At 49.3% G+C, this 26,806-nt stretch carries 23 protein-coding genes; 12 read left to right on the forward strand and 11 right to left on the reverse strand.

The features are described from left to right. Positions 1 to 13: 13 nt before the first annotated feature. The 3 genes from NDA01_RS16755 to NDA01_RS16765 form a co-directional block, all read right to left on the reverse strand. On the reverse strand, positions 14 to 2,083 hold the full coding sequence (locus NDA01_RS16755) for an AMP-dependent synthetase/ligase (RefSeq protein ID WP_348228829.1): 2,070 nt from the start codon (positions 2,081 to 2,083) through the stop codon (positions 14 to 16). An 877-nt stretch (positions 2,084 to 2,960) separates the two neighbouring features. Then, the gene (locus NDA01_RS16760) at positions 2,961 to 3,845 is read right to left on the reverse strand and encodes an alpha/beta hydrolase (protein ID WP_348228830.1); all 885 of its coding nucleotides are present in this window, start codon (positions 3,843 to 3,845) and stop codon (positions 2,961 to 2,963) included. 683 nt (positions 3,846 to 4,528) lie between these two features. Then, positions 4,529 to 5,770, reverse strand: a complete 1,242-nt coding sequence (locus NDA01_RS16765; protein ID WP_348228831.1) for a vWA domain-containing protein — start codon at positions 5,768 to 5,770, stop codon at positions 4,529 to 4,531. 213 nt (positions 5,771 to 5,983) lie between these two features. Here NDA01_RS16765 and NDA01_RS16770 point away from each other — a divergent pair, with 213 nt between their 5' ends. The 9 genes from NDA01_RS16770 to NDA01_RS16810 all read left to right on the forward strand — a co-directional run bounded on the left by NDA01_RS16770 (position 5,984) and on the right by NDA01_RS16810 (position 15,275). Beyond that, a complete protein-coding gene (locus NDA01_RS16770; protein WP_190441612.1) occupies positions 5,984 to 6,643 on the forward strand; it encodes an ATP-dependent Clp protease proteolytic subunit in 660 nt (219 codons plus the stop codon). Positions 6,644 to 6,770: 127 nt separating this feature from the next. Continuing rightward, complete coding sequence (locus NDA01_RS16775; RefSeq protein ID WP_190441610.1) at positions 6,771 to 7,367, forward strand: ATP-dependent Clp protease proteolytic subunit; 597 nt, start codon at positions 6,771 to 6,773, stop codon at positions 7,365 to 7,367. A 117-nt stretch (positions 7,368 to 7,484) separates the two neighbouring features. Then, positions 7,485 to 8,147 carry a J domain-containing protein gene (locus NDA01_RS16780; protein WP_348228832.1) on the forward strand — a complete coding sequence of 221 codons (663 nt, stop codon included), beginning with the start codon at positions 7,485 to 7,487 and terminating at the stop codon, positions 8,145 to 8,147. A 112-nt stretch (positions 8,148 to 8,259) separates the two neighbouring features. After that, the gene (locus NDA01_RS16785) at positions 8,260 to 9,534 is read left to right on the forward strand and encodes an efflux RND transporter periplasmic adaptor subunit (RefSeq protein WP_348228833.1); all 1,275 of its coding nucleotides are present in this window, start codon (positions 8,260 to 8,262) and stop codon (positions 9,532 to 9,534) included. 49 nt (positions 9,535 to 9,583) lie between these two features. Continuing rightward, positions 9,584 to 10,768, forward strand: a complete 1,185-nt coding sequence (locus NDA01_RS16790) for an ABC transporter permease (protein WP_348228834.1) — start codon at positions 9,584 to 9,586, stop codon at positions 10,766 to 10,768. A gap of 80 nt (positions 10,769 to 10,848) precedes the next feature. Continuing rightward, positions 10,849 to 11,109 (forward strand): molybdopterin converting factor subunit 1, encoded by a 261-nt coding sequence (gene moaD, locus NDA01_RS16795; RefSeq protein ID WP_348228835.1) that lies wholly within the window; start codon positions 10,849 to 10,851, stop codon positions 11,107 to 11,109. A 264-nt stretch (positions 11,110 to 11,373) separates the two neighbouring features. Further along, complete coding sequence (gene thrC / locus NDA01_RS16800; protein WP_190441600.1) at positions 11,374 to 12,678, forward strand: threonine synthase; 1,305 nt, start codon at positions 11,374 to 11,376, stop codon at positions 12,676 to 12,678. A gap of 71 nt (positions 12,679 to 12,749) precedes the next feature. Continuing rightward, entirely contained in the window at positions 12,750 to 13,025 is a 276-nt protein-coding gene (locus NDA01_RS16805; RefSeq protein WP_190550129.1) for a MoaD/ThiS family protein, read from the forward strand. Positions 13,026 to 13,241: 216 nt separating this feature from the next. Continuing rightward, positions 13,242 to 15,275, forward strand: a complete 2,034-nt coding sequence (locus tag NDA01_RS16810) for a protein kinase domain-containing protein (RefSeq protein WP_348228836.1) — start codon at positions 13,242 to 13,244, stop codon at positions 15,273 to 15,275. Here the strand turns inward: NDA01_RS16810 and NDA01_RS16815 are convergent. The 3 genes from NDA01_RS16815 to NDA01_RS16825 form a co-directional block, all read right to left on the reverse strand. Next, on the reverse strand, positions 15,272 to 16,891 hold the full coding sequence (locus NDA01_RS16815) for an ArnT family glycosyltransferase (RefSeq protein WP_348228837.1): 1,620 nt from the start codon (positions 16,889 to 16,891) through the stop codon (positions 15,272 to 15,274). The genes NDA01_RS16810 and NDA01_RS16815 overlap by 4 nt on opposite strands. Positions 16,892 to 16,997: 106 nt before the next feature. Then, positions 16,998 to 17,183, reverse strand: a complete 186-nt coding sequence (locus NDA01_RS16820) for a DUF8622 domain-containing protein (RefSeq protein WP_348228838.1) — start codon at positions 17,181 to 17,183, stop codon at positions 16,998 to 17,000. 3 nt (positions 17,184 to 17,186) lie between these two features. Beyond that, positions 17,187 to 18,266: a PIN/TRAM domain-containing protein gene (locus NDA01_RS16825; protein ID WP_348228839.1), complete on the reverse strand. Its 1,080-nt coding sequence runs from the start codon at positions 18,264 to 18,266 to the stop codon at positions 17,187 to 17,189. Positions 18,267 to 18,667: 401 nt separating this feature from the next. On the opposite strand from NDA01_RS16825, the gene hemW reads away from it, so the two are divergent. After that, positions 18,668 to 19,930, forward strand: coding sequence for a radical SAM family heme chaperone HemW (gene hemW, locus NDA01_RS16830; protein ID WP_348228840.1), 1,263 nt, complete (start codon positions 18,668 to 18,670; stop codon positions 19,928 to 19,930). 30 nt (positions 19,931 to 19,960) lie between these two features. Beyond that, a complete protein-coding gene (locus NDA01_RS16835; RefSeq protein WP_348228841.1) occupies positions 19,961 to 20,665 on the forward strand; it encodes a rhomboid family intramembrane serine protease in 705 nt (234 codons plus the stop codon). Here NDA01_RS16835 and NDA01_RS16840 read toward each other — a convergent pair. The 3 genes from NDA01_RS16840 to NDA01_RS16850 all read right to left on the reverse strand — a co-directional run bounded on the left by NDA01_RS16840 (position 20,649) and on the right by NDA01_RS16850 (position 24,112). After that, complete coding sequence (locus NDA01_RS16840; RefSeq protein ID WP_190441585.1) at positions 20,649 to 20,846, reverse strand: hypothetical protein; 198 nt, start codon at positions 20,844 to 20,846, stop codon at positions 20,649 to 20,651. The two genes, NDA01_RS16835 and NDA01_RS16840, sit on opposite strands and share 17 nt — an antisense overlap. A gap of 474 nt (positions 20,847 to 21,320) precedes the next feature. Further along, on the reverse strand, positions 21,321 to 22,142 hold the full coding sequence (locus tag NDA01_RS16845) for a tetratricopeptide repeat protein (protein ID WP_348228842.1): 822 nt from the start codon (positions 22,140 to 22,142) through the stop codon (positions 21,321 to 21,323). A 68-nt stretch (positions 22,143 to 22,210) separates the two neighbouring features. Beyond that, a complete protein-coding gene (locus NDA01_RS16850; RefSeq protein ID WP_348228843.1) occupies positions 22,211 to 24,112 on the reverse strand; it encodes a PAS domain-containing sensor histidine kinase in 1,902 nt (633 codons plus the stop codon). A gap of 484 nt (positions 24,113 to 24,596) precedes the next feature. Here NDA01_RS16850 and NDA01_RS16855 point away from each other — a divergent pair, with 484 nt between their 5' ends. Continuing rightward, positions 24,597 to 25,055 (forward strand): MgtC/SapB family protein, encoded by a 459-nt coding sequence (locus tag NDA01_RS16855; RefSeq protein WP_190441581.1) that lies wholly within the window; start codon positions 24,597 to 24,599, stop codon positions 25,053 to 25,055. Here the strand turns inward: NDA01_RS16855 and NDA01_RS16860 are convergent. Further along, on the reverse strand, positions 25,052 to 25,876 hold the full coding sequence (locus tag NDA01_RS16860) for an RMD1 family protein (protein WP_348228844.1): 825 nt from the start codon (positions 25,874 to 25,876) through the stop codon (positions 25,052 to 25,054). The genes NDA01_RS16855 and NDA01_RS16860 overlap by 4 nt on opposite strands. Before the next feature lie 162 nt (positions 25,877 to 26,038). After that, positions 26,039 to 26,779, reverse strand: coding sequence for a phosphatase PAP2 family protein (locus tag NDA01_RS16865; RefSeq protein WP_348228845.1), 741 nt, complete (start codon positions 26,777 to 26,779; stop codon positions 26,039 to 26,041). Between the last annotated feature and the right edge of the window lie 27 nt (positions 26,780 to 26,806).

Consider the following 26,806-nt stretch of genomic DNA (forward strand, 5'->3'; position numbering starts at 1 on the left):
TGAGGGTTATGAGCTAATAGATTGGCAATTTTGTGAGTGAATGAGGCGCAGTCAAACTCGTCCAAAGGATGAACGTGATTAAACGATTAATCCGAGGTAGGGATTGGGCAAAGGCAGGACAGGCAGCAGGCGAAACAGACGGATACACGCTCGACAGGTCAGTTCCAGAAGCTTGAGGAGATGTAGAAGCTGCTCTCTGCTTATCCTGATCTTTTCCACGGCTTGGCTCTGATTCCCCGTACAAAGCATCAATTTCTTTGCTAAAGGTTTTATTGATCTGGGTACGGTTCAGTTGCCCGGCTGGAGTTAATAAGCCGTTTTCTGCGGTGAATGGATTGTTGATTAGTTGAAAGCGCTTGACGATCGCCCAGTAAGGTAAATGACAGTTGGCGGTATCGACCAAAGCTTGGTAAAGCGCTATGACGTGAGGATGTGTGAGGAGAGCATCGGGTGGGAGATCAATCCCCACTCCCAAGGCATAGCTATGGAGAGCCTGTAAGTCTGGAACAATTAAGGCAGCACAGAATTTTTGGGCGGAACCCACGGCGATCGCTTGAGCCACCAACGGAAACTGTTGTAAGCGTTGCTCAATCGGTTGTGGTGCAATATATTTACCCGTTGCAAGTTTAAACAGAGATTTCTTCAAACCTATAATTTTCAGAAATCCATCTGCTGTAAACGCGCCCAAATCGCCTGTATGCAACCAGCCTTGCTGATCAACGAGTTTCTGTGTTGCTTCTGGGTTCTTGTAATATCCGGAAGTAATACAAGGCCCACGCACCAAAACCTCATGATCCTCCGCGATCGCCACCTCTATCCCTGCGATCGGTAGTCCCACCGTTCCCGCTCGGTTAAAGGAGCCACGATTGCAGCACACCACCGCACTGGCTTGGGTGAGACCATACCCATGTAGAATCGGGATGCCAGCGGCGGCAAAGACATTGGCTAATTCTGCCTTCAGCGCCGCTCCGCCACAGATCACATATTTAAGGCGACCCCCCAAGAGCGATCGCCATTTTGACAACACCAGCCAATCGGCTACCCTGAGCAGTAGAGCATATAGAAGGTTAGGTTGGCGGCCAATTTCATAACGTTTGGCTAAACCTAGCGCCCAGAGAAAGATCAGACGAGTGAATAGAGAACTAGCTTTACTCCCCCTCTCGACAATCTTGCTATATGTCTTTTCTAACACAATGGGTACAGTCACTAAGATGGTGGGTTGAACCTCCTGGAGATGTTTGGTGAGACGGCTAGCACTGGAGAAGTAGATGCTGTGCCCATAGAGGATATGTCCATAGAGCATCGTCCGCGCTAACACATGGTTTAACGGCAGAAAGGAAAGCACCGTTTCCTCATTACCTTTGCCCAGTGTAGTAATGCCTGAGAAAGCGGCAAAAGCGTTCATAGAGAGGTTTTCATGAGTTAGCATGACCCCTTGCAGTTGCCCCGCCTCATCCGGGATATAGATGATTGTGGCTAAATCCTCAGGTTTTGAATTTGCCTGTAGATCTGGCGTTGCTTCACTTGTCTCTAGGATGGGTTTGGTACTTTGCAACTCACCCAGAGACATCAATGAAACGGGAAACGATTGGAGCCAGTGCGATCGCTGCTCTGCCCAGTCCTCAGGCACATCCACCACGATAATATGCCGTAAGTGAGGAGTATCTCCTAAATGTGGCGTGATTTGGACCAACAGCTCTAGGTCGGCAATGACTAAAGCCTTAGCTTCACTGTGTTGGAGAACAAAAATAATTTGCTCTAGGGTATGAGTGAGATCGATGGGTACATCAACCAACCCTGCCCATAGGCAACCCATATCAGCCAAGCCAAATTTGACATCGCTATACATCAATAAAGCGACGCGATCGCCGCTCTCTAACCCTAACCTTAGCAAACCCAACGCACAGGCTTCAGCAGCCGCCCGAAAGCCCTGATTAGAAAGAGATTGCCAATTTGTGCCAGTCCATTGATTCAAAGCTTGAGCATTTGGGGCTTGAGCACAAGCCTCATCAAGTAATGAGGGGATTGTGCGCCCCAGAACGACCCTGCCAGAGCTAGGAGGAGCCTGGTAAGTCTTATTCATGTAGAAGATCTCCTCGAAGAGTAAAAACCCTTCTCCTCACGAATGATATGTTTCAGCTCTCCAAAGTAATAGTTCTAAAGAGAAATTTGGAAGCGCAAAGGATGCAACGAAAACAGTGCGCTACAAGTTTCTTAAACTATCCTAAAAGTTAAACAATTGATCGAGGTTTAATCGTCAAGGATTCAACAACGCTTCAGAGATGCTAGATGCAGACCCATTAGAAAGTAAAGAACACGACTTCTAAGGCCGGAGTCTTAGTCAATTCCCAGTGTCTCCTTATAACTTGGTAGTAATTAGCAGTAGTTTCTATACAGCTTCAGTCTGGGCAGTACCATACCTAACAAACTGACAGCAATAGATTTTCAGATAATATTTAGTGTAGCCATAAGAAAATCAATTCGCTGATTTTTATACATTTCTTGAACAAAACTAAAAGCAAATCAACCTTTTGCAAAGTTAAAGCTAAGGGCTATATATAGCCTTTCTTCTTGATCCCCAATATCTTATCCTCCAAAAGAGAGACTTGAAGCGGCCTGTAAGTGCGTTTTTTCTGTTCCGATTGAGCTGGTAACTAGATAAACAAATCATGTATATCACTAGGCCTACTTCTTTAGAATTCTAAGATTTAGCGATCGCATTTTCTTTGTAATTAAACTTTAATCCTAAGCTTAAAAACAGTTTACATATAAGGTACAAGACCAGTTAAGCCAGAGTAATTATCTTCCTTCATAGATTTTCAGGTGATAGTTTCTCAGCGCAACATCACCTGAAAAATCATGAAGTTTAACGATTTTCTGAAGGGTTTGATAGACGAATCTACCAAGCGAACCTACTAGAGTTTAGGCCAGCTCAAACGCCCACTTCAGGCAACGGTAAATTAGTAGCGCACCACACACAGCCCTAAAGCCTCACAGGATGGACTTCCTGCCAGATGTCGTTCTAGCCAGTTCTCTAAGTCGGTGAATACCTTTTGGTAATCAACATCCACATAAAGATCGTGATAACACCCTGGATACTCATGATGTTCTTTATCAGAAAACATAACTTGCTGAAAGAAAACTCGGCTGCTTTCGGGGTGGATCACTTGATCGGCACTGCCATGCAGCAGTAATAGAGGAATCTGCAAATCCGAGGCATGTTTGTAGATCCAATCTACGGTCGCAAAAAACTCTGTGGCTAATCGGGCACTACCATACTCATGTCGCAGTGGATCTTGAGTGTAAATTGAGAGAAGCGTTGGGTCACGGGAGCCTAGGTCTGAGGGGATCCCTAGCCGTAAACTAAAGCGGGGAAACACCCCTGATAGAAGCCGCCCCACGATCAGCTTGCAGCGAGATACAGAGACTCTTCCTAGAGCTGGAGCAGATACAATCAACCCCTGCAAGGAGTTTGGCGATCGCAAGGCATAATCCAGCGCGATCGTGCCACCCAAACTATGGCCCCAAAGAAAATAAGGACAAGGGCAACTGGCGCGTAGAGTCTGAATATGTTGCAGAAATGCCTGAAGGTCTTCCCTGAACTCAGCCCAAGCGCCAATGTGTCCTCGCTGCCCAGGGGAACGTCCATGACCCCGCAGATCAAAGGCATAAACCTCATATTCCTGTTTAACCAAATACTGCACAACCTGGCCGAACAGACTGCTATGTGCTCCTAAGCCATGTACCATGACAACTACAGCCTGAACCTGCCCTTCTGGATGCCAGCTTTGGTAATAGAGGTCAAGCCCACCAAATCCCTTGAACTTCCCTTCAATATGTCTCATCACAATGCTCCACGAACGTTTTGATATCGTTGTGGTTTTAGGATGCATGGTTAAGTTACTCGAAGCTTATAGCTAGGCAGCTAAAAGATACCTATCCTGGGCAAAATTCTGCCAGAACGGCATCCCGCTGACTTAAAGCTAGCCTCTCCCACCTACTGCCACTGTGCCATTAGCAGCGGTTGTGCAAGAAGCCAATTTCAGCAACAAATAATTTTGCTTCTATCTATAAGTGGCAACTCAGTAGCGGCAACCTAGACCACGACTACCGTTGAGGAGCCTGAAGAGTACTAAAATTTGACGATTAGAAGTCGTTGTGCATCTACTTAGTAGTATATCTAACCGAAATTGTGGTGACACCAGTATCCTTTGGTAGAAATGGCAGGTATCGTTCAGTCTAACTTCGCCACTACCCAGCGTTAAGCCCAAGCTATAACGCCCTGGACACTGGGTAACAGGGCAACCAAGTTGATGCAGGATGGTTTTTCTGAACAGCCCCTAGCCCTCAACCTCGGGAGAATCAGAGAGAGCCTGTTATCTAGAAAGAAAAATTAAAATCTAAGAGGGTAAATGCGTGAGTTGAAAGCCCTTCTGGAGGGGGTCGGGGGGACGCAGCCGTCCCTCAGCAGGGGTTTGGGGGCGAGTGCCCCCAAGGCTCGGTTCTCAAATACCAAAACACCCAAAAATCAAGCTTGCAAAATCGTCTTAGAAACAATTCGAGTCTTCTTCCGATCCGCCTCCGACAACTCCTCACCCGACTGCAACCGCGTCGCACTCGTCTGCAAAATCGTTGCTGCCCCCTGATCGCCCATTTGTAGAGCCGTTTTCGCCGCCGTTTGCAACATCGTTGCCGCCCCCACGCGATCGCCCTGCTGCAACTTCGCCTCCGCAATCTGAGTTTGCCGATACTTCGCTAACGCCAAAATGTGATGCTGCACCTCCGCATCCATCGCAGGCTGAAACACACTCAACGCCGCCGCTTCGACTGGAACCATTTCCGAAACCAGCCCCTCCTGACCTTGCATTGGGTCGTCATAGCGCACCTGCACCCGCGCGATCGCATGCTGCCCCTCAGGCAACGCCCCCACATACAAATTCGCCAAAATCACTCGTGGCACATCGGTCATTAAATCGCCCAGCCGCACCGTACACCAAGAGCCTTCATGCTGCACAGGTAGTTCCACCGTATCAGGAGCCACCTGCGCGATCGGCTTTAGATCGGCCAACCGTACCTGCGGTTCTAAAGACAATTGCAAATAAGCATTAGTTAAGCCCACCGCTTGTGCCCGACTAAACAAGCGACCAAAGACCTCCACTGCCTCGCCCGGATGCTGGATGTACGACAAACTGCCCCCAGCGGCATCAGCAATTTTTTCTAAAATGTCCTGATTCCAGTGATCGCCAAAGCCCAAGCTATTCAAAGTCAGATTGTAGCTAGTAGCTAATTCGGCCAACTTGAGACAGCGCTGATTGTCCCCGTGCTCGTTTTCGCCGTCAGTCAGGACAAAAGCTTGAGAAACCGTGTCTTTTTTGCCCTTGGCTAATTCCTCAATGCCCAAGCGCATCCCTTCATCGATCGCTGTACCACCTCCAGCTTTGAGTTGAGCAATTTTGCCCTTAATGCCCACCGGATCGTCGATCACCTGATTGGAAACTAGCACTTTGGCCTTGTGGTCAAACACAACCACCGAAATGCGATCGCCCGGAGACAATTGATCAATCAGTTGTTGCGCCGCCTGCTTCACCGTTTCTAGAGGCCGCCCATTCATTGAACCGCTGTGATCCAAGATCAAGCACAAATTGAGAGGCACTGTGCGATCGCTGGCTTCTGGAATGGCCGACACCGAAATCGCCAATTGCCGCTGGCTACTCGATTGCGTCGCATCTAGATGGCGATCATTAAGGGCAGGTTGCAGGCTGACTTTCATAACCGAGGCTCCTGGGCAGGCAAATAGAGGAGGGTAGTAGTAACCTCACCATCCACACCCAACGCTACGGAATCAGGAGGCGATTCCTTCCATGAATCAAGCTGCAACCGCGCCATTTCGGCTCGGAAAACAGCAGTCCGGCGTTCAGAGTCAAGGGCACGCTACTATTGTTAAAAATAGCGCCATTAATACAGGCAAAGACACGCACAGGCTATGAACTTACCGATCCAAGCCGTTCAATCTCCCTACTATGGAGATGCGTTCTCTCGGACCCCCCCACCCGATTTACCTTCCTTGCTGCTCAAGGAGCGGATCGTTTATCTAGGGATGCCGCTAGTTCCCGCTGTGACAGAACTGATCATTGCGGAATTGTTGTACTTACAGTACGAAGACCCAGAAAAACCCATCAAAATCTATATCAACTCCACTGGGACTTCTAGCTACAATGGCGAGCCCGTCGGCTTTGAAACCGAAGCTTTTGCCATCTGCGACACCATGAAGTACATCAAGCCCCCCATTCACACCATCTGCCTAGGCTCAGCGATGGGGATGGCGGCCATGCTTTTGTCCGCTGGGACCAAAGGCTGCCGAGCTAGCTTACCCAATGCCACCATTGTGTTGCATCAACCCAAGAGCTATGCTCGCGGCCAAGCGACCGATATTCAAATTCGGGCGAAAGAGGTGCTGGCTAACAAAAGAACGATGGTCGATATTTTGGCAGAAAATACTGGCCAATCTCCCGAAAAAATTATCAAGGACATGGATCGGATCTTCTATATCACTCCTCAGGAAGCTGTCCCCTACGGCTTGATTGATCGAGTTTTAGAAAAAGAAGACCTCGCTCATCCTCCTCTGCCCGCAGGCGTTATCTAGACTGTGAGGAGTTAGGAGAGAGGAATGAGGTGTTAAGAACTAACTGAACCCCCTCGCTTACTCATCCGCTCACTTGCTCACCCCTCCACTTGCCCACCTCTCACCTCATTGACTGACGGAGCATATTATGCCTATTGGCGTTCCTAAGGTTCCCTACCGGATGCCGGGGGAACAATTTACCCAGTGGATCGACATCTACAACCGCCTCTATCGCGAACGAATTATTTTCCTAGGGCGAGATGTGGATGATGAGATTGCCAACCAGATCATTGCGGTGATGCTGTACCTGGATTCAGAAGATCCTGGCAAAGATATTTACCTTTACATCAACTCCCCTGGCGGGATGGTTACGTCTGGCATGGCGATTTACGACACCATGCAGCACATTAAATCCGATGTAGTGACTATCTGTGTAGGTCTAGCGGCCTCAATGGGTTCCTTCCTGCTAGCCGCCGGAACGAAAGGGAAGCGTTTAGCCCTGCCCCACTCGCGGATCATGATTCACCAGCCTTCTGGTGGTACCCGTGGTCAAGCTACCGACATTGAGATTGAAGCGCGAGAAATTTTGCGAATCCGTCGTCAGCTTAACCAAATCTACGCTGACAAGACGGGCCAAACCTTGCAGAAGATCGAGAAAGACATGGATCGGGACTTCTTCATGTCAGCCCACGAAGCCAAAGAATACGGCTTGGTCGACCGCGTCCTAGACGATCGCACCCCTTAACTACCCAGTAGGAGTCAAGCACCTGTGAAGCCTGCACGGATTTCTTGATTCTTGCTGAGATGTCAATCTATCTTTAGTAATGGCAGAACCTGATAATTCTGCCATTTTTTCATTTCGATGAACGTTGCAGATTGCTACCGTCTTCTAGGACTGCGCTCCGGTGCTTCCTTTGCCGAAATCAAAGCTTCTTACCGCCGTCTAGCGCGGCAGTATCATCCTGATGTCAATCCAGGGGATCAGCGTGCTAAGGAAAAGTTTATTGAGCTGACGGCAGCTTACAAACTCCTCTTGACTACAGTGAAGTCCTCAGAGGGACAAGCCAGTCAGGGCCAAGGGGCTGCTAGCAATACCGCCGCAACTTCTCCTACCACTAAGTCTCCGCCTCCCACGCCAAAAGTGACGGTGAAACGAGCCACATCGGAAACTCAGGTTAAGGTAACCAAGAAGCAACCTGGAGTTGAGTTTAATCCGCAGCTTTCGGAAACAGAACAAAAACTTAAGCAGAGAGTTTACGAACAGCTCCAGCAATTACTGAGGGATCAGCGCTTTCCCAAGGCTGTCACAATTGTAGAAGGGTTAGCCCAACGCATCCCCCAAGACCCAGAAGTGCGACAGTGGCAGGCGATCGTGTATCAACGCTTGGGTCGGCACTTGGTCAGCCAAAAGCAGCTAGATAAAGCCAGAATTTACCTAAAAAAAGCTCTCCGGACAGATCCTCACAACCGATCGCTCTGGGCCGAAGTAGAACGCGATTTTCGCCGCATAGAACAGATGCTTTAAAGCTGTTGAGCGGTTAAACCTTAACCTATTTAGGTGATGTGAAATTATTCAAGCTTCACTAAGCTATAGTGCAATCTCCAGTGCCTAGACGTAGGCCAGAGGTGGGGTGCTGATGATTGCGGAACGAAGTCAAAAAGAGCTTAGGCGGGGTATACGATCGCTTGCCGTTTCAGGGATTTTAGCGATCGCGGGTATAGGAAGTTGGCTGGTTTATAGCCAATTTTGGAGCCAAGCAGCCAAGCCTGTCGTAGCACCTTTAGTGACGGTAGAGCGAGACACGATCGAAACCACGATTAACGAAAGTGGCACTGTAGAACTGCGATCGCAACAAACCTTAAAATCACCTACAGAAGGCGCGGTCGAGCAAGTGCTGGTGCAACCGGGAGACACTGTAAAAGCAGGTCAAACACTGGTGGTGCTGCGGTACCCCGAACGCCAAACGGCTTTAGCCAACCAACAAGTCAAGATTCAGAAGCAAACCCTGACCCTAGAACGCGATCGCCAAAAGATTTTAGAACTGCAAGAACAACTCGCGGACGAAGAACGCGAACAGCAAAAACTCGAAAACTTATCAAAACAAGGAGCACTGGCTCAGCAAAGAGTGCAAGAGCAAGTAACTCAGGTGCGAGAACTGCGAACCACGCTACGCAATACAGAATCGGGTATCCGCACAGGAGCCTTGGAACTGGAAAGTCTACAGCTAGAGAAACAGCGGATTCAGCAGCAGTTGCGGGATACGGTGGTGACTGCACCAATTGATGGCCTGATTCTGGACGTGAAAGTTAAAGATGGGGATGGTGTGGAGTTACGCACCGACTTGCTGACCTTAGGTGATCCGAGTCAAGAGCTGGTAACGCTGCAACTTTCCACGCTGAATGCTGTACGAGTAAAGGTGAATCAACCCGCCCGAATTACCGTGATTGGGCCAGATAAACAGGTATTTACCGGACGGGTGCAAAGTTTGTATCCCCAAGCGATCGCTCCTGACACCCAAGAACAAAACAGCCGTCGTGGTTCTAGCCAGTCGAATCAAGCCACGGTTCCCGCGACGGTTCGCCTAGATAGGCCCACCCGCAGTTTAATTCCAGGCAGTCAGGTGAATGTAGAACTGGTGATTGAAGAACGTCCCAATGTGGTGGCGCTCAATACCGAAGCAATTCAGCGCACTGGAGCGACCCCGTTTGTTTGGATTCGAGACGCTGAGGGCAAAGCTGAAAAGCGATCGGTTGATTTGGGTTTGGAGGGTCTAGTCACGGTCGAGGTGAAATCAGGATTGCAACCGGGCGAGAAAGTCATTTTGCCACCCCCAGAACCACCGCTAGAACCAGGAATGCAGGTCACACCGCAAACCGAGGCTAAACCCAGTGTTACTCCAGCTTCGCCCTAGTCATGATGGAGCGCGATCGCAAATTTGACCATGAAATGCAGGTGGTGTCATGAGTCTTGCTTTAGCTGATTTGTTGAAATTAACCTGCCGTTCTTTAGCCGGAAATCCACTACGCTCTGCTCTGACCCTGCTAGGAGTATTTATGGGTGTTGGCGCGGTTTATGCCACATTGCAAGTCGGCAGCATTAGCCGAGCGATCATTGCAGCAGAGTTGGCAAAGCGAGATGCCCCTCAAATCACGCTATATCCTAGCTGGAACAGTAGAGGTGATGCACCTGCCCAGTTAAAAGCTGAAGACATGGAGTTTTTGCGATCGCGCTTGACCCACTTACAGGCAATTAGCGCAGCGGATTGGTCAGGCCCAGCTCAAGTGCTGTCTCAAGACCGAGAAGCAAATCCTTTTATGACTGCGGTATCTCAAGAATTTCTGCTGACCTCTGGACGCAATTTGGTGGCAGGTCGCTTTTTTACGGCAGCAGATTTTGCCAATTATCGTCCAGTTGTGGTGATCGATCAGTTTCTGTCCGAAAAGCTATTTGCGGCCCAAGACGCGATCGGTCAACGGATTTATGTGGATAGTCGTCCTTACATTGTGGTAGGAGTAGTGCCAACTCGAACAGAGAGCGAGGAACCACCAGAAGGCGAAATTTGGATTTCAATCGCGCTGCACAGTGCGCTGACAGGCAGCCAGGACGTCGGTGGTTTACGGCTTCGCCCTGACGAAATTCAAAACTTAGAGAATCTAGGTAAGCAAGCCGAGCAACTACTGATGCAGAAATTCCCCGGTAAGAAGTTCTGGACTTGGAACAATGTCGAGGATATTGTGGAGCAGCAGCAAACCTTGGAACTCGCTTCGCAGGCACTCGCTGTGGTAGGACTGATCTCGCTACTGGTTGGTGGTGTAGGCATCGCCAACATTATGATCGCCTCGGTGACAGAGCGAACGGCTGAGATTGGCTTACGTCGGGCGATTGGAGCGACTCAGCAGGACATCATGCTGCAATTTGTCTTGGAAGCGGCAGTGCTCAGCGTGGTAGGTGGTGTTGTGGCTTTAGGGATGGTGCACGGCCTGACGGCAACGGTGGCAAAAACTTTTAAGTTGCCCTACCAGTTTGAATCTGGCACCGCAGCTTTGGCGCTAGGTTCAGCGGTTTTAGTGGGAATTGGGGCTGGTTTGCCTCCTGCTTTACGCGCCAGTCAACTCGATCCAGTAAAAGCTCTACGCTCAGAGTAATTCAGCAAATTCCATAAACGAGTTGAATGTCACGATCGCAACTTACTGTAAATGTAATGAGATCTGACAGATAAGTGGCTATGGCTGAAGCAACGGTGACTGTGACTGTAAAACTATTCGCGGCTTACCAGGAAGCCTACGGATTACCAGAACTGGCTTTAGAGCTGCCAACCGGGGCAACGGTGGCTGGGGTGCGCGATCGCCTGATCCAAGAGCATCCAGAACTAGAGCGCTGGCGTGACTTAACTCGCTTCGGTGTGAATTTGCAATTTGTCGAACCCAATACCTTGTTACAAGCGGGCGATGAAGTGGTGTTAATTCCGCCTGTCAGCGGTGGGTGATGAATTGCGTTGCGGTTTTTAACAGCAATATGAGCGATCGCTCACAAAAATTTCTCTGCATTACTTAGTCAATTGCAAGTAAAGTATAGGCCAAATCCTGATGGAATTGGCTAAAAGCTTTACCCCATAAGAACTTAGCTTAATCCCGACAAAATAAGTCGGATATATTTGACGCTGTTTTAAAAGGCGTGTTACTATCTGAACCACTGCCGACGCGACAGAACTTCAAAGACCGTAATTCTTGATTACAAGAGAGCTGTGACCATGACCCAGGCAACTCACACACCCACCCTATCCACTGCTGCCACCTTCAGGGCATTGAAGTGTAAAGAATGTGGCGAAGAGTACGAACTTAAAGCCACCCACGTTTGTGAGTTTTGTTTTGGGCCGTTGGAAGTTGCCTACGACTACAGCGCTATCCAACGGCAAGTCTCTCGCGCCAGTATTCAAGCTGGCCCCAACTCCATTTGGCGCTATCGGCCCTTCCTACCCGTAGCCACCGACAACCCCATCGATGTCGGTACTGGCATGACTCCTCTTGTCCAAGCCAATCGCTTGGCGCGTCGCCTCGGTCTCAAAAAGCTCTATATCAAGAATGATGCCGTCAACATGCCCACCTTGAGTTTCAAGGATCGGGTCGTTTCTGTCGCTCTGACTCGTGCTCGTGAGCTGGGTTTCACCACTGTCTCTTGTGCTAGCACAGGCAACTTGGCAAACTCCACGGCTGCGATCGCGGCTCATGCAGGTCTGGATTGCTGCGTCTTCATCCCCTCTGACCTAGAAGCAGGAAAAGTCCTAGGTACCTTGATCTATGGCCCGACGGTGATGGCAGTGCAAGGTAACTACGACCAAGTAAATCGGCTCTGCTCAGAAGTTGCTAACACCCACGGTTGGGGCTTCGTCAACATCAACCTGCGCCCTTACTACTCCGAGGGTTCCAAAACCCTCGGTTACGAAGTTGCTGAGCAACTCGGTTGGGAACTCCCCGATCATGTAGTCGCTCCTTTGGCTTCTGGATCTCTGTTTACCAAGATCTACAAAGGCTTTCAAGAATTCGTTAAAGTTGGTTTAGTGGATGAGAAGCCAGTTCGCTTCAGTGGCGCTCAGGCTGAAGGCTGCTCTCCGATTGCTCAGGCTTTCCGCGAAGGTCGTGACTTTATCTCTCCTGTCAAGCCCAACACGATCGCTAAGTCGATCGCGATCGGTAACCCTGCTGATGGTGTCTATGCGGTAGACGTGGCGAAGAAAACTAACGGCAATATCGAGTCGGTCAACGACACAGAGATTATTGAAGGGATCAAACTGCTGGCTGAAACTGAAGGCATCTTCACCGAAACCGCAGGTGGCACCACGATCGCAGTGCTGAAGAAGCTAGTAGAAGCAGGTAAGATCAACCCTGATGAAACCACCGTTGTTTACATTACGGGTAATGGCCTCAAGACTCAAGAAGCGTTACAAGGCTGCATTAACGAACCCCTGACTATCGAACCCAAACTCGACAGCTTCGAGCGAGCTTTAGAGCGCTCCCGCACCCTCGATCGCCTAGAGTGGCAACAAGTATTAGTCTAGAAAGATAGAAGGACGCTAACGTCCTTCTATCTTTACCTACCTCATCCTTTTTCATTCTTTCAATTTGTCCTATGTCCGTTAAAGTTCTGATTCCGACTCCTCTGCAAAAGCTGACCAATAACCAAGCCACTGTTGAGTGTGCGGGTAGTAACATTAGTGAACTCTTGGAGTCTTTAGAGCAAAGCTGCCCTGGCATCAAAGCTCGTCTTTGTGATGACCAAGGTGAGTTGCGCCGCTTTGTCAACTTCTACGTCAATAACGAAGACATCCGGTTCTTGGATGGGCAAAAGACTCCACTGAGCGATGGTGACGAAGTGAGCATCATTCCAGCGATCGCAGGTGGTTGAGTTTGAGCGATCGCAGCTTGCCGTTAAGGTGAAATTAGTGGTACTCCCAGCAGAAATATAGAATGATTTAACCCTTGTAGCCTTACGCTCAGGGGTTTTTTCGTGAAATCTGGGTTTATCACGCTGCCTCGTACTATTTCGTTACATTTTAAGTCAGCGTGAGAATCCCCCTGGGACAATGAAGATTAATGCAGATCCGTTGGGTGCCGTCTGAGTATGATTTGTTGCCTGAATCCGAACTGTAAGCAACCCCAAAATTCTGATAGTGCCGCTGTCTGCCAGAGCTGTGAGACAAAGTTGATTCCCTTACTCAGAGATCGCTACCGGATTTTGCAGCCGATTGGACAAGGTGGTTTTGGTCGCACTTATTTAGCGATCGATGAAGACCGTCTCAAGACTCGTTGCGTGGTGAAGCAGTTTTCGCCTCAGGTGCAGAGTGCCCGCTCGTTAGATAAAGCAATTCGTTTATTTGATCAAGAAGCAGTACGGCTGCATGAGCTGGGTGAGCATCCTCAAATTCCAGCTTTGCTGGCTTACTTTGAGCAAGAGCAGCGCTTGTATTTGGTGCAGCAATTTATTGAAGGGCTGAATTTAACTCAAGAACTCCATCAGCAAGGCAGGTTTAGCGAACAAAAAATTCGGGATGTTTTGGCTGATCTTCTGCCCGTTTTGCGGTTTGTGCATGAGTGCCAAGTGGTGCATCGCGATATTACGCCATCCAATATCGTGCGGCGCAAGTTAGACCACAAATTGGTGCTAATTGATTTTGGTGTGGCCAAGCTGCTGAGGGATGTCACCTTGGCGCAACCAGGCACCAAAATTGGCACTGAGGGCTATTCACCGATTGAGCAACTGCGGAGCGGCAAAGCCTACCCAGCTAGTGATTTGTACAGCTTGGGTGCGACCTGTCTTTACTTAATGACCCGCGTGAAGCCAGAGGATCTCTACGATCCTTTGCAAGGACGATGGCTGTGGCGGGATTACCTGGCTAAGAAAGGGACCAATATCAGCCAACAATTAGGACAAATTCTGGACAAGCTGCTCAAGGATTTAGTTAGCGATCGCTATCAGTCAGTGGACGAAGTGCTGCAAGATTTACAAGCTGTGGCCGCTCCCCTACCGGACTCGGCACCGAAACCATCTAACCCACCACTATCCAGTATTCCTCCCACTTCGCAACCACCGCGATCGCAACCTCTAACTTCCCAGCCACCTACATCACGGCCTTCTGGCTACTCTATTTCTAGTTTCACTTCTGGACCAAGCTCGTCAACGCCAGTTTCCCAGCCAGTTTCTCAACCTATAACTGCAAACCCCTCTGCGGGGCGCACTTTTTCGGGGTCACGCCAGTCCCAAGCAGCTTTGTGGCGGTGTGTTGGCACGTTGACAGGGCACTCTTCTTGGGTGATGTCACTAGCTATGAGTTCTCGCAAACAAATTCTTGCGAGTGGCAGCTTGGATGACACAATCAAGGTCTGGAATTTGCAAACGGGCAGCTTGATCCGCACCTTGCCAGGTCATCTTAAGGCGGTCAATTCTGTGGCGATTAGCCCGGACGGACAACTGCTGGTTAGTGGTAGTGATGATACGACGGTCAAGATTTGGAACCTCCAGACTGGTGATCTGCTCAACAATCTGGTCGGACATTCTAGAGATGTCAACTCTGTCATGATCACCCCCAATGGTCTGCTTTTGGCTAGTGGCAGTGAAGACAGAACAGTGCGGTTGTGGAAGGTGCGAACGGGAGAGCTGCTCCGCACCTTATCTGGAACTGCGGGCATGGTGAAGTCGGTTGCGATCAGTCCCAATAGCTTGTTGTTGGCCAGTGGCGGGCTAGACAACCAAATTAAGCTGTGGCACTTAGGCAACGGGGAGTTGACTCGTACGCTCTATGGACACTTCAACTCGGTCAATTCGGTGGCCATTACCCCGGACGGTCAAATTTTGGCGAGTGGCAGTAAAGACAAAAGCATTCGCTTGTGGAATCTGAATACAGGGGAGTTGGTCCGCACGCTCACAGGGCACTCCGATATGGTGAACGCGATCGCCATTACCCCGGATGGCCGCATGCTGATTAGTGGCAGTAGCGACAAGACGATCAAAATCTGGAGTATTGGCACAGGAGACTTAATCTGCAACTTAACTAACCACTCCAACCCTGTGAGTGCGATCGCGGTGAGTGCGGGCGGGCAGTTGTTTGCCAGTGGCAGTTGGGACAACACGATTAAAATCTGGCAACTGACTTCTTAAGGAGTTGGAGCAGTGGAAGGCGCAACTAAGGCAAACCCCTCAGCATTGCCTAAAACTCGTTGGCTAGAAATCTGCAAGCTATTGAGCACCGCGGTATCTAGCAACAGATAATGCTGGGTGGCTTGGAGCCGCTGCAAATCTGGTAGCCCCGCAGGCAACACTAGGCGATCGCTGTAAAAATTCAGGCTGGGGCGGTGATTGGGAAATGAGGTGTAAATGGTAGTTCCCGGTGGGGTGTGAGTGGCCATCAGGGTAGCCACGGGTTTAACAGGGTAGGCTTCGTTCAGCTCCCACAGCCAAAGCGGTGAACTCATCAGCAGTCCTAGGCTGAGGTAGCAGCCCACCAGCAACACTGTGATGAACTGCCGTTGCTGCCGTAGCATCCACCAAGCAGCCCAACCAAAGCTCACACCGACCGTTACACCGATCGCCAACAAAACAGGTTGAGAATCAGCCCAACTGCCATAAGCTCCCCCCGCGAAACCAGCGATCGCTAAAAATCCTAAGAAACCCGCTGCTACTCTGGAATGAGGGCGATCGCGGTGCCAAAGCTGATCGAGCTGAGCTCCCAAGGCCAAGGACACGAAGGGATAGAGCGGGAGCACGTACCAAGGCAATTTGGTCGTCATGATTGAAACAGCGCTCAGATAGATCCCGATTCCTACTAAAACCAAACGGCTCCAAGTCAGTTGCCGCTTCTGCCACGCCAAAATCAATCCACTGGGTAAGAAGATCAGCCAAGGCCAAGTGTATTTCAGCAACTCTAAAAGGTAATACCAAACAGGGCCAGTGTTGCTGTTGACCGATTCCCAAACCCGATTTACTGATTGTTTTAGGAAATGCACTTGTAGAAAAACAGAGCCGTAGTGCTGCACTTGCGCCGCATACCAAGCGAAGATTGGAACTGATCCCAAAGCAATTCCAGACCACAAATAGGGACTCCGAAGCAAAGCATACTGCCGATCTACGACCAGAAAACTGAACGCGATCGCTCCTAGAAGCAGCGCCAAAATTCCTTTGGTCAGAGCCAACAAGCCTAGTGCGATGCCCACTCCTAAAGCCCAACGGCGTTCCTGTCGCGCTTTCAGTAGACATCCCAATAACAGCAGCAAGAAGGTGACAGTGATGCCATCTCGCATCGCCAGTCGTCCATGCCGCACCACTGGTAGGAGAGTGAGATATACGGCAGCCGAGAACAGAGCTGGTAGGTGCTGGCTAAAAACTTGCCGCCCCACCCAATACAACAGCGGTACGGCGCAGGCGCTGAGGAAGGCGGCAGGTAGGCGAGTCGTAAAGTCACTCACCCCAAATAGCTGGTAACTACTGGCAATCAACCATTCCAGCAGCGGTGGCTTGTTGAGATAAGGACTACCGTTGATCATGGGGTAGAGCCAATTGCCAGTGCGGTACATCCCTCTGGCGATCGCTGCATAAGTACCTTCGTCCCAGTCTCGCAGCGGCACCCCACCCAAGTTGATCCCCCAAAGACCACATGCCGCAACTAGTAGCCCCAAGCTCCAACCTAAATCTAAATTGAGCCACTTAGAATCCTGACCCGCTGGGTTACTCAACGCTCCTACTCCCGATTTCCACGTAACTCCCGATTTCCACGTCACAGTTAGCCGCTAGCAAAAAGGGACGAGCGATCGCTCATCCCTGATTCCTCAAACTGATCTCGAACTTATGGAGATGCCCTGGCATCAGAATAAAAGAAAATGGCTGCTACCGACGCTTCTGGGCTTTCCAAGTGCCGCCATAGACATAAAATGGATTGCCTTGGCTCACTTCAGGCCAGCAGCGATCGCAGACAAACCGCCATTGCTCATACTCATCTAGCTTGACACGGTAGAGCACAGCCACAGAATTAGCACAGCGATCGCACAGCTTGACTCTAGTGGCTCGTGCCATCAGTTAAGCCACAATTGAAGACTTGGGTCGAGCAAAAATCATCCGACCCGCCGAGGTTTGTAAGGCTCCCGTGACCACCACTTGCAGTTCATCCCCAATACGGTTGCCGCCTTCCTCTACCACCACCATTGTGCCGTCGTTCAGGTAGCCCACACCCTGAGCAGGTTCTTTGCCCTCTTTGAGGATCTTCAAATCTAAGTAATCCCCTGGCAAATAAGCAGGTCGTAGCGATTGGGCCAATTCGTTAATGTTTAAGACTGGCACACGCTGAAGGCTAGCGACTTTATTTAAGTTGTAGTCATTGGTGAGCAGAGTCGCGTTGATTTCCTGGGCCAACCGTACCAGCTTCGCATCGACAGTCGAGACATCATCGTAGTCTGCCGAATGAATCACCAGTCGTTCAGGATAAGATTCCTTCATGCGATTGAGGATGTCTAAACCTCGTCGTCCGCGCACCCGTTTTTGGTCGCTAGAGGCATCAGCCACTTGTTGCAGTTCCAGCAAAATAAACTGCGGGATCAAAATCTGGCCTTCTAGAAACCCCGTACCGAGAAGTTCTTCAATACGTCCGTCGATGATGCAGCTAGTATCCAAAACTTTGGTGGCGGCAGGTTTCAAGGTGCCCTCTGCCAGCAACATAGTTTCTACAGAGTGGGGATTGATCAGCCGTAGCAAGGCTCGACCGTGAGTATCGGCCAAGGACATCCCAGAGAACGCAAACAAAATGCTGCCAAGTACGGCTGCTAATGGCTTAATAAAAGCGAATTCCCAGGGGATCGGTAGCAAGAAAATGGGCGCTAGCATTAGGTTGGCGACCAAAAGCCCCAAGACTAGCCCGACAGAACGACTGAGCAAAATATCAACGGGCATTTGCCGAACTTGTTTTTCTAGCCGCCGATAGGCAGTCTGAGCCACAAGGCCAAAAGCCATGCCAATCAAGGCTCCGAAGCCAGCGGTGACTAAGCTCAAACCTTCACGATTACTAACTTGAGCTAAGGCTGTGTTGGGTAGGAGATCAACGCTGAAGAAGCCTATCCCCCCCCCTGCTAGTATGAATGAGAAGATGATCAGTGCATCGAGCATATGTATAGCCCATTGGGATGGATGGGATGAATGTCTAGTCCCAATAGACAAGCTCTGGGAGGGACTAGAAGAGAGTTAAGCGATCGCTGAGCGTCGTGTTAAGCCGATTGAATTCACTTTCAATATTTGGAAGGGCTTCAGCAGCGACTTGAACTCACTCAGCTACTAAAAATTTACATGGCTCTATTTTATATCTTCGACTTCCTTAACTTTGTAATAGCTGTTGTTCTAGCTTTTGATGAAATTGCACTTCATGAAATAACTTTTCTGCTTGCTTTATCTCAGCAGTTTTAGTTTGGCAGGATAACGCTTAATCGTGAATGTATTGATTTCATTAGATTTTTGGTTAAAACAACAGTCCTAAATCATTCATTAAATTGCTGTTAGACAACACAAATTCTTTGACTCCAACCCTCGATCGCGATCGCCCGAAAGCGGCTTATCTGCATATCCCTTTTTGTCGGCGGCGGTGTTATTACTGTGATTTTCCAGTATCTGTGGTGGGGGATCAGGCTCGGGGCGAGAATTCTGGGGCGATCGCCCAGTATGTAGAAATGCTCTGCCAAGAAATTGAGCTGGCTGTAGAGCTAACTGCATTAGATAAAGCCGTTCCTATTCAGCCTTTAGAAACCATTTTTTTTGGGGGAGGGACTCCGTCTCTACTCTCTGTAGCCCAGCTCGATCGCATTCTGCAAACGTTAGAGCATAAGTTTGGTATCGCTGCGAATGCCGAAATCTCGATTGAGATCGACCCAGGCACATTTGATTTGCCTCAAATTCAAGGTTATCGAGCGGCTGGAGTCAATCGAGTTAGCTTAGGTGTGCAGGCATTTCAACCGGAATTGTTAGCGCTCTGTGGTCGCACCCATTCGGTGGCAGATGTTTATGCGGCGGTGGAACTAATCCACCAAGCGCAGATGGTTAACTTTAGTTTAGATTTAATTTCGGGATTGCCGCATCAGACCCTAGATCAGTGGCAAGCCTCCATCGAAGCCGCGATCGCTTTGGCTCCGAAGCATCTTTCCTGCTACGACCTGATTGTGGAGCCTGTCACAGCCTTTGGTCGGCAATATCAACCTGGAGACCAGCCGCTACCCTCCGATACATCGGCGGCTGAAATGTATCGCTTAGCCCAACAACTGCTCAGTGCTGCGGGATACGAACACTATGAAGTTTCCAACTACGCGCAACCGGGGTTCCAGTGTCGTCACAATCGCGTTTACTGGAAAAACCAGCCTTTTTATGGTTTTGGTATGGGAGCCGCTAGTTACCTGCAAGGCCAACGCTTCACCCGCCCCCGCAAAACCCGCGAATACTACGAATGGGTCAAAGCCCAAAAATCCAACCTCTTTAGCTCTCCTTCTACCTCATCCTTCCAAGACCTTCTCCTCGACACATTGATGCTGGGTTTCCGTCTTGCCGAAGGTTTAAGTTTGGTGGAGTTAGCTCAGCAATTTGGCAAACCTAGCTTAGATAAAATCTGCCACTCTTTGCAGTCGCATTGTGCCCAAGGCTGGGTAGAAGTTGGTGGTGTGGAATGGGAAGCGATCGCCCAGCTACCTTTAGAAGCGCTACCACCGGAAGCTCGGATCAAGCTCAGCGATCCAGAAGGATTTCTCTTTTCTAACCAAGTTCTAGCTGACCTATTTGCAGAGCTGGAGTAGGCTAGTTGAAACCTTGAGCCTGCTCTAGCCATGATTCCCATCGGTGATAACTTACCTCAGCGCTCTCACCCGATCGTGACCTATAGCTTGATTGGGCTTAGTGTTGGTTTATTTTTGTGGGAGTTGCAGTTAGGCTCGTCCGCCTTAAATGATTTTTTACAGACTTGGGGCGTGGTGCCATCGCGGGTAGCTGCTCTGAGTCAAGACGCGATCGCGGGTCAATGGTTGGCGCTACCGTTGCTGGTTGCTTCCTTAGTAACGAGTTTATTTCTGCATCAAGGCTTCGCCCAACTGTTGGGAAATTTACTTTTTTTTAGAGTTTTTGGAACCCAAGTTGAAGCTTCACTGGGGCATGGAGCGTTTCTAGTTTTTTTTGTTCTAGCCGGGATCATGACTAGTAGCTTACAAGTCTTGATTAACCCAACTCTACAAGCTCCATTTATCGGTGCCAATGGTGCGATCGCCGCAGTTTTGGGAGCTTACTTAGTTGGTTTTCCCAAAGCCAAAATTGACTCCATTCTGCCCTTGGTAGTCGTTTTTGTACCGCTTGAGTTACCTGTATGGGTTTACTTGTTCTGGTGGTTCGTCCAACAGGCAACCTATGGGTTAGATAGCTTCACTATACCCAGCAGCATTAATCCATCTGGCTGGAGTTACTGGACACAAGCCATCGGACTACTTTTAGGAGCGGCTGGCATGAAGTTTAGGTTAATGAATATCAGGACATCGGGTTAGCGTAGACACAATCTATTAACGGCAAGCTCCGAGTATGAGCAATTGACTGAGCCGTTTCGTAGGCAGCTTCGTAGTTTTTACAGGTACAAATCAAACGAGCTTCGGCTGTTGAATCATCACAGCCTGGTCGAAGTTCAATCCCTGACTGGGTTTGGTAAACCGTAAAAAAAGATGATTCCACTTGTAGTAAACCCAATTTTAAACAACAGTTTTATACTTTTTAAAGGTTTCTCTCAGTGTTTTTGAGGAACTTAACCCCTAATTCTACTGGCAAAGCTTCATCGTTGTGCAAATAGAAACATTAGAAAATTTGTACGCGAAGAAGAGCCTATCTAACGCAAGCTGAGTCTGTAATTCAGCGATCGCCTAGTTTCTATTTCACGGACTATTCCACTGGCGCTCAAGCTTATCTAATCAACATCTACTCAAACTTAAAGTCGAATCATCTCATTAAGTTAACAATATTTATTAATGAAAGGATTACTAAAGCTAACCTCTAAAAGTAACAGTTAAAACTGATAAAATTTAGCTCAAGTAAGTCAGCTTGATTGCCTTGAAGTTTTTGGTAGCGAATTGTTCAACCGTGAACCCATAAGCTTGTAGAGTATCTATCACTTGAATGGCTTATCTGTTGTCTCACCCAGGGCCAGGCCAACTAGTACAACACCAGCAGTAACTGTTTACGATACTCCTTTGTCAAAGGATGATCATCCCCCAATAGGTCAAAGATCATGATCATGGCTTTTCGGGCACCATCCCCCCGATAATTCCGGTTTCGACCGACTACCTCTAAAAATAGATTTAAGGCTGCGGCATAATCTTCAGTTAAAGTCAGGCGAATCGCCTTAAAAAACAGTTCATCTAGTTCATTTTCAACGGCGGATTCTGTCACTATTTGTTGAAACTGAACTAAGGCCTTTATGGCCTGCGCTTGAGCGAAATACTCTTTGTCATCGGCTTGAATTGCCGTCAATAACTTGGTCGCTGATTCGAACTTATTTTGGCTAACTAGAAACTTGGCTCCCGCCAAAATTAAGCGGCGATCTTCAGGATATTCCTCGCTCAGTGCTTGCAGCAGTTGCTTAGCTGTAGCTACGTCGCCCGTTTGAATCGCAGTTTGTAGCGTTTCTAACCCTTGCTCTAGCTCAGACTTTAGGCTTAACTCTGAGAGCAGCGATCGCAGCTTGGGTTCTGGTAAAACACCAACAAAGCCATCTCGCATTTCACCTTGGATCCAGATTTTGACATCTGGCACCCCTTCCACGCCGTAGGTATTGGCTAAATTTGGGCTTTGGTCAATGTCAACCTTGGCTAAGACGAAATCGTACTCCTGCACCAACTTCTCTAAGATTGGCTTCAGCATCTGGCAGGGGCCGCACCACTGAGCAAAAAAATCGACTACAACTGGCTTTTCGTAGGACTTTTGCACGACCTCAGCGGCGAAGTTTTCGCTACTAACCTCAATAGACACACCCATGACCACTACTTCCCTAACTGACCTGCTCGTTGTCCAATTTTAGGACAAATCCTCCACCAGGCTCAGCACTACACACATTGCTTCGAGGGCAGAGGGTTTAGGGCGGGTTGTTTATCTCGCGATCGCGGCAGGATGTGCACTGGTTCAGCCAGGGGTGGGCTGGACCTGAGAGCTGCCGAGCTAGGAATTTCAATTACAAATTCTGTGCCTTGACCCGCAATGGAGTGACACTTTAAGCGACCTCCATGCTTCTCCACCACAATTTGGTAGCTGATGGACAAGCCTAATCCCACCCCACGCCCGACTGGTTTGGTAGTAAAAAAGGGATCAAAGAGTCGCCGTTGCACCGTTTCACTGATGCCAGGCCCGTTGTCAGCAATACGAATGACTACCCACTGATCGGCCTGCACGGTCGTGCAAACATGAATCACCCCTGGCTGCTCAGCAGACTGGTCTTGAGAGTCCTCCAAAACATCGATTGCGTTACTCAGAATATTCATGAAGACTTGGTTGAGCTGTCCGGCGTAACACTCCACGAGGGGGAGGTCGCCATATTCTGGCAGCACCGTAATTCCAGGATGACCCGCATGGGCTTTGAGCCGATTTTTCAGAATCAAAAGCGTGTTGTCGAGACCTTCATGAATGTCCACCGCTTTCATTTCAGCCTCGTCTAAGCGCGAGAAGTTCCGCAGAGACAAGACAATTTCGCGAATCCGTTCCGCCCCAACTTTCATCGATTGCAGCAGTTTTTGTAAGTCTGTGGCTAGGAACTCTAAGTCAATCCCTTCCAGGGCCGCTTGCAATTCATCCACCGGATCGGGACATTGTTGTTGATAGAGCGTGAGTAAATGCAGCACTGTCTGGACATACTCGTCGGCATACTTGACGTTGCCGTAAATAAAACTGACTGGGTTATTGATCTCGTGCGCGACTCCTGCGACCAACTGGCCCAAACTGGACATCTTTTCCGACTGAACCAGTTGAGATTGAGTCCGTTGTAGCTCATGTAAGGTGGACTCTAGCTGTTGAGCTTGCTGCTTCAGTTGCGCCTCTGACTGCCTGAGCGCTGCTTCCATCTGCTCCCGCTCGGCAATTTCTTGCTTGAGCATGAAGTTTGCTTGGGATAGCTCGCTAGTCCGCTCGTGGACCCGCTTTTCTAGTTGATCAAAGGCTTGTTGCAAAATCGATTCCGTTTGCTTGCGCTCCGTAATGTCTCGCGTTACTTTCGCAAAGCCTTGGAGTTGGCCGTGGTTATCTCGCAGCGCGATCATGAGCGCATTCACCCAAAATCTGGAGCCATCTCGGCGGACCCGCTCACCTTCTACTTCGCACTGACCCAAGGTAGCAGCTTGCTGTAGCTCCCACGCAGGTTTGCCTTCTTGGACTTGTTCAGGCGGATAAAAACAAGAGAAATGCCGACCAATCACTTCTTCAGCACTGTAGCCTTTGATCCGCTCTGCACCTGTGTTCCAACTAATGACTACGCCATCTGAGTCAAGCATATAAATGGCATAGTCTTTGACGCTTTCTACCAGGAGTTGAAATCTTTCCTCACTGGAGCGTAGTTGTTTTGCCGATCGCCTGCGTTCCGTAATGTCGTGGGCGGTGGCATAAATCAATTTTTGCTCTGGCAGCGCTTGCGCTTTCCAAGATAACCAACGATAGGAACCGTCTTGGCACAAGCAGCGATTCTCAAAACAAATAGGTTCTGCACTCAGGAGTAATTGCTGAATATAAGCTTTAGTCAGAGCGCGATCGCTAGGGTGCACAAATTGCATTGCAGGAGTGGCGAGTAGCTCAGCAGCAGTAAAACCCAAGGTTTTTTCGCAAACTGGATTCCAGCGCTTGAAATAGCCGTCGAAACCCACCACACAAAGCAAATCCAGAGATAGCGTAAAAAAAGGGTCTAATAACGGTTGATCAAAACTTGCTGTTGCTTTTACTGCTGCCGTTTGGGTTTCTACGTGCACTATTTACTCCTGTCAACTAATAAGTTGTTCTATGACACTGACCCTCCCGGAAACTTCGCAGTTATTTAGAGGACGGTGGCAGAAAAACAACTGGACACGGAGATGCACCCAACTCACCAGCGTTTATGCTCTTCCACTGCTTCTATCTCTGGGGGGAAGTGGAGACTCCTCCAGAGTGAAAAGCTTCAACATTAGCCCTATCTTAAAATGAACTTTCTTTAATTTATTCAAATGTTTCAGAAAGTAACTATTAATAAAGTTGATTGTATAAATTGCGTCACCTGCACCTTTCTGTGCTCTTCCAGGTTTGCAAGAGATTAATTCATGTTTTTTGGGGTTGACAGGCAAGGGAACTGATGTTGACCACTACAGAAGTGCGTTGGTTTCAGCTATGTATGATTCCAGAGGCGATCGCTAGCTCACCTGAGGGCTCGAAAGAATAGTACAGTGGAGAGCTACAATCCTGATTGCTTGTTGGTAAACCTTGACTGTTATTCATCCAATTACTTGGGACGCCTTAGTCAACATCGTTGCCAGACTGAGTTTGGCTTTGCTCGTTGGTGGCGTCATTGGCTTTGAGCGGGAGATTCACCATAAACCCGCTGGCCTGAGAACCCACATGCTCGTTAGTTTTGGCTCGGCGCTTTTAGTGCTCATTCCTATCCAATTAGGGCAAACCGAAGCCAGTGCCGATGCTCTTAGTCGCGTCATTCAAGGTATAGCCGCCGGAATTGGCTTCTTGGGAGCAGGGGAAATCCTCCAGCAGGCGAAGCACAAATCTGAGCAGGTACGTATCCGAGGGCTGACTTCTGCTGCGGCAATTTGGGTTTCAGCAGGGTTAGGGATTGCCGCAGGTTGTGGTTTGCTAGCCCTCAGCTTAATCGCTGCCCTCATGGTGCTTTTTGTGCTGACTGTGTTGAAGCGGTTTGAGCCGCGTGGTTAGCCTCGGAAAAACAATTCATACAGGGTCAGCAGAATTTCGACCACGATCAAAATAACGATGTACCACTCCACTCGCTGGCTACTATTGCGTTGCAGCAAATCCAGCACAGTTTCAGCGGTGCGCGAAATCAACTCTAATTTGCGTTGTAAGGCTAAGTTGCGTTCGCTAATTTCATATTCATCTTCCATGCGGAGGTAGAGGCGCTCTAATTCTGGGCGCTCCCAAAGGGTTTCTGGCTTTTCGCCAAAGGCTACCAGTCCCACCATTTTGTGCTGAATCAACAATGTGCCCCCGATATGGCGCAGCAGTTCTCGGTCTTGGCGTTTGCCTCGGCCTTGGTATTGCAGGTCAGCCGCTAGGGGTTCAATGCGATCGAAGAAATCAGAAATGCTGGCTTCGTAGTGGGACAGAACCACGCTTTTAGCCAAAACATCAGCTACAATTTGCAGTCGCTCTACTGTAAACTCGCTCAGGAGAATAATGCCGTCTTTGACCCGAGAGGCATCAGCGGGGCTGAGCTGAATCTGATCGGCTTCCGTTTCCGGTTTTTCAAACGGTTCAATTACAGAAGGCTTGAGATTGGTTAGAAAACCGTCAGTTTCTTCTGGAGTTAAGTTAAAGAGCACCACAGCTCCATAACGAAATATCACTGCATAACCTTGCTCTCCTGCGGTCACCACTAAAGGTAAAACGGCTAAGCGATCGCCTTTTTCTAAGACTTTGATGTCAATCCGCTCACCTAAAAATAGCGTCTGCACCCCAATCGTAGTTTTGCCTGCAAAGAGAGTGTCAGATTCGTGAGCTGTGAAAATTTTCTGCATATTAACTGGAAGATGAACTGTCCATTGTATTCAAGAGGGCCTCAAGGCCGCGCAACTGCTCTATTGCTAACTGGGTTAACCAAGATAGCTGTGGAGACTCTCTTCTTCTCCAGCCTAAGGTGAGGGCTGGTAGAATGACCACTTTTCTTACTTCGCGTTTACTCACTTAATACTGGTTGACTTCGGGCGTGCTGCCTCTTGAGTTCGCATTGTGCCTCGGTGTCGCCAGATTTCGATGCTGAGGATGCAGGTTAGTAACCAGACCAAACCCGCTGCATAACCTGCCAAAACATCTGTGGGCCAGTGAACACCTAAATACAGCCGACTAAACCCGATCGCGGCAATTAAAACCGCTATCGAGATCAGAATTCCAACACGCCACCGCTTAAAGTGAGTCGCTAGCAAATAACCCAGCAACCCATAGACCACCACCGATAGCATGGCGTGACCACTAGGAAAGCTGTAATATCTCACATCCACAATCCTGGCCCACAAGGCGGGGCGGGCGCGCGCAAACACATCCTTCAGCAAAACATTGAGTCCCGCTGCTCCTGCTGCCGCGATCGCCAATGTAGTCGCTTCAGAGCGTTGACCTCGCCAGAGCAGCCAAGCGCCTAGGGCCAAGCTCATAATAGTTAGTTCTGTTGGCTCTCCCAGAAACGTAATCGCGATCATGAGGCGATCGAGCAGGGGGTTATGTAGCTCCCGCAGGCTCAGCAAAATTGTCGTATCGAATGCTTGCGTTTCTTTTTCTAAAACCTCATCGGCTATTTCGGCAAAGCCCCAGAGAGCTAAACCCGCCAACACTAAACCACCGAGTCGCACTGTAGAGAGCAGCGGCAATAGTTTAGGGCCGACGCGATCGCGCCAAGCTCGAATAATTTGGGCACTCAGATCCTGCATTAGCCGCTGGTTCGCTTTAACGCTCTT

This window comes from Trichocoleus desertorum AS-A10 (genome assembly GCF_039962155.1).
Lineage (GTDB): Bacteria > Cyanobacteriota > Cyanobacteriia > FACHB-46 > FACHB-46 > Trichocoleus.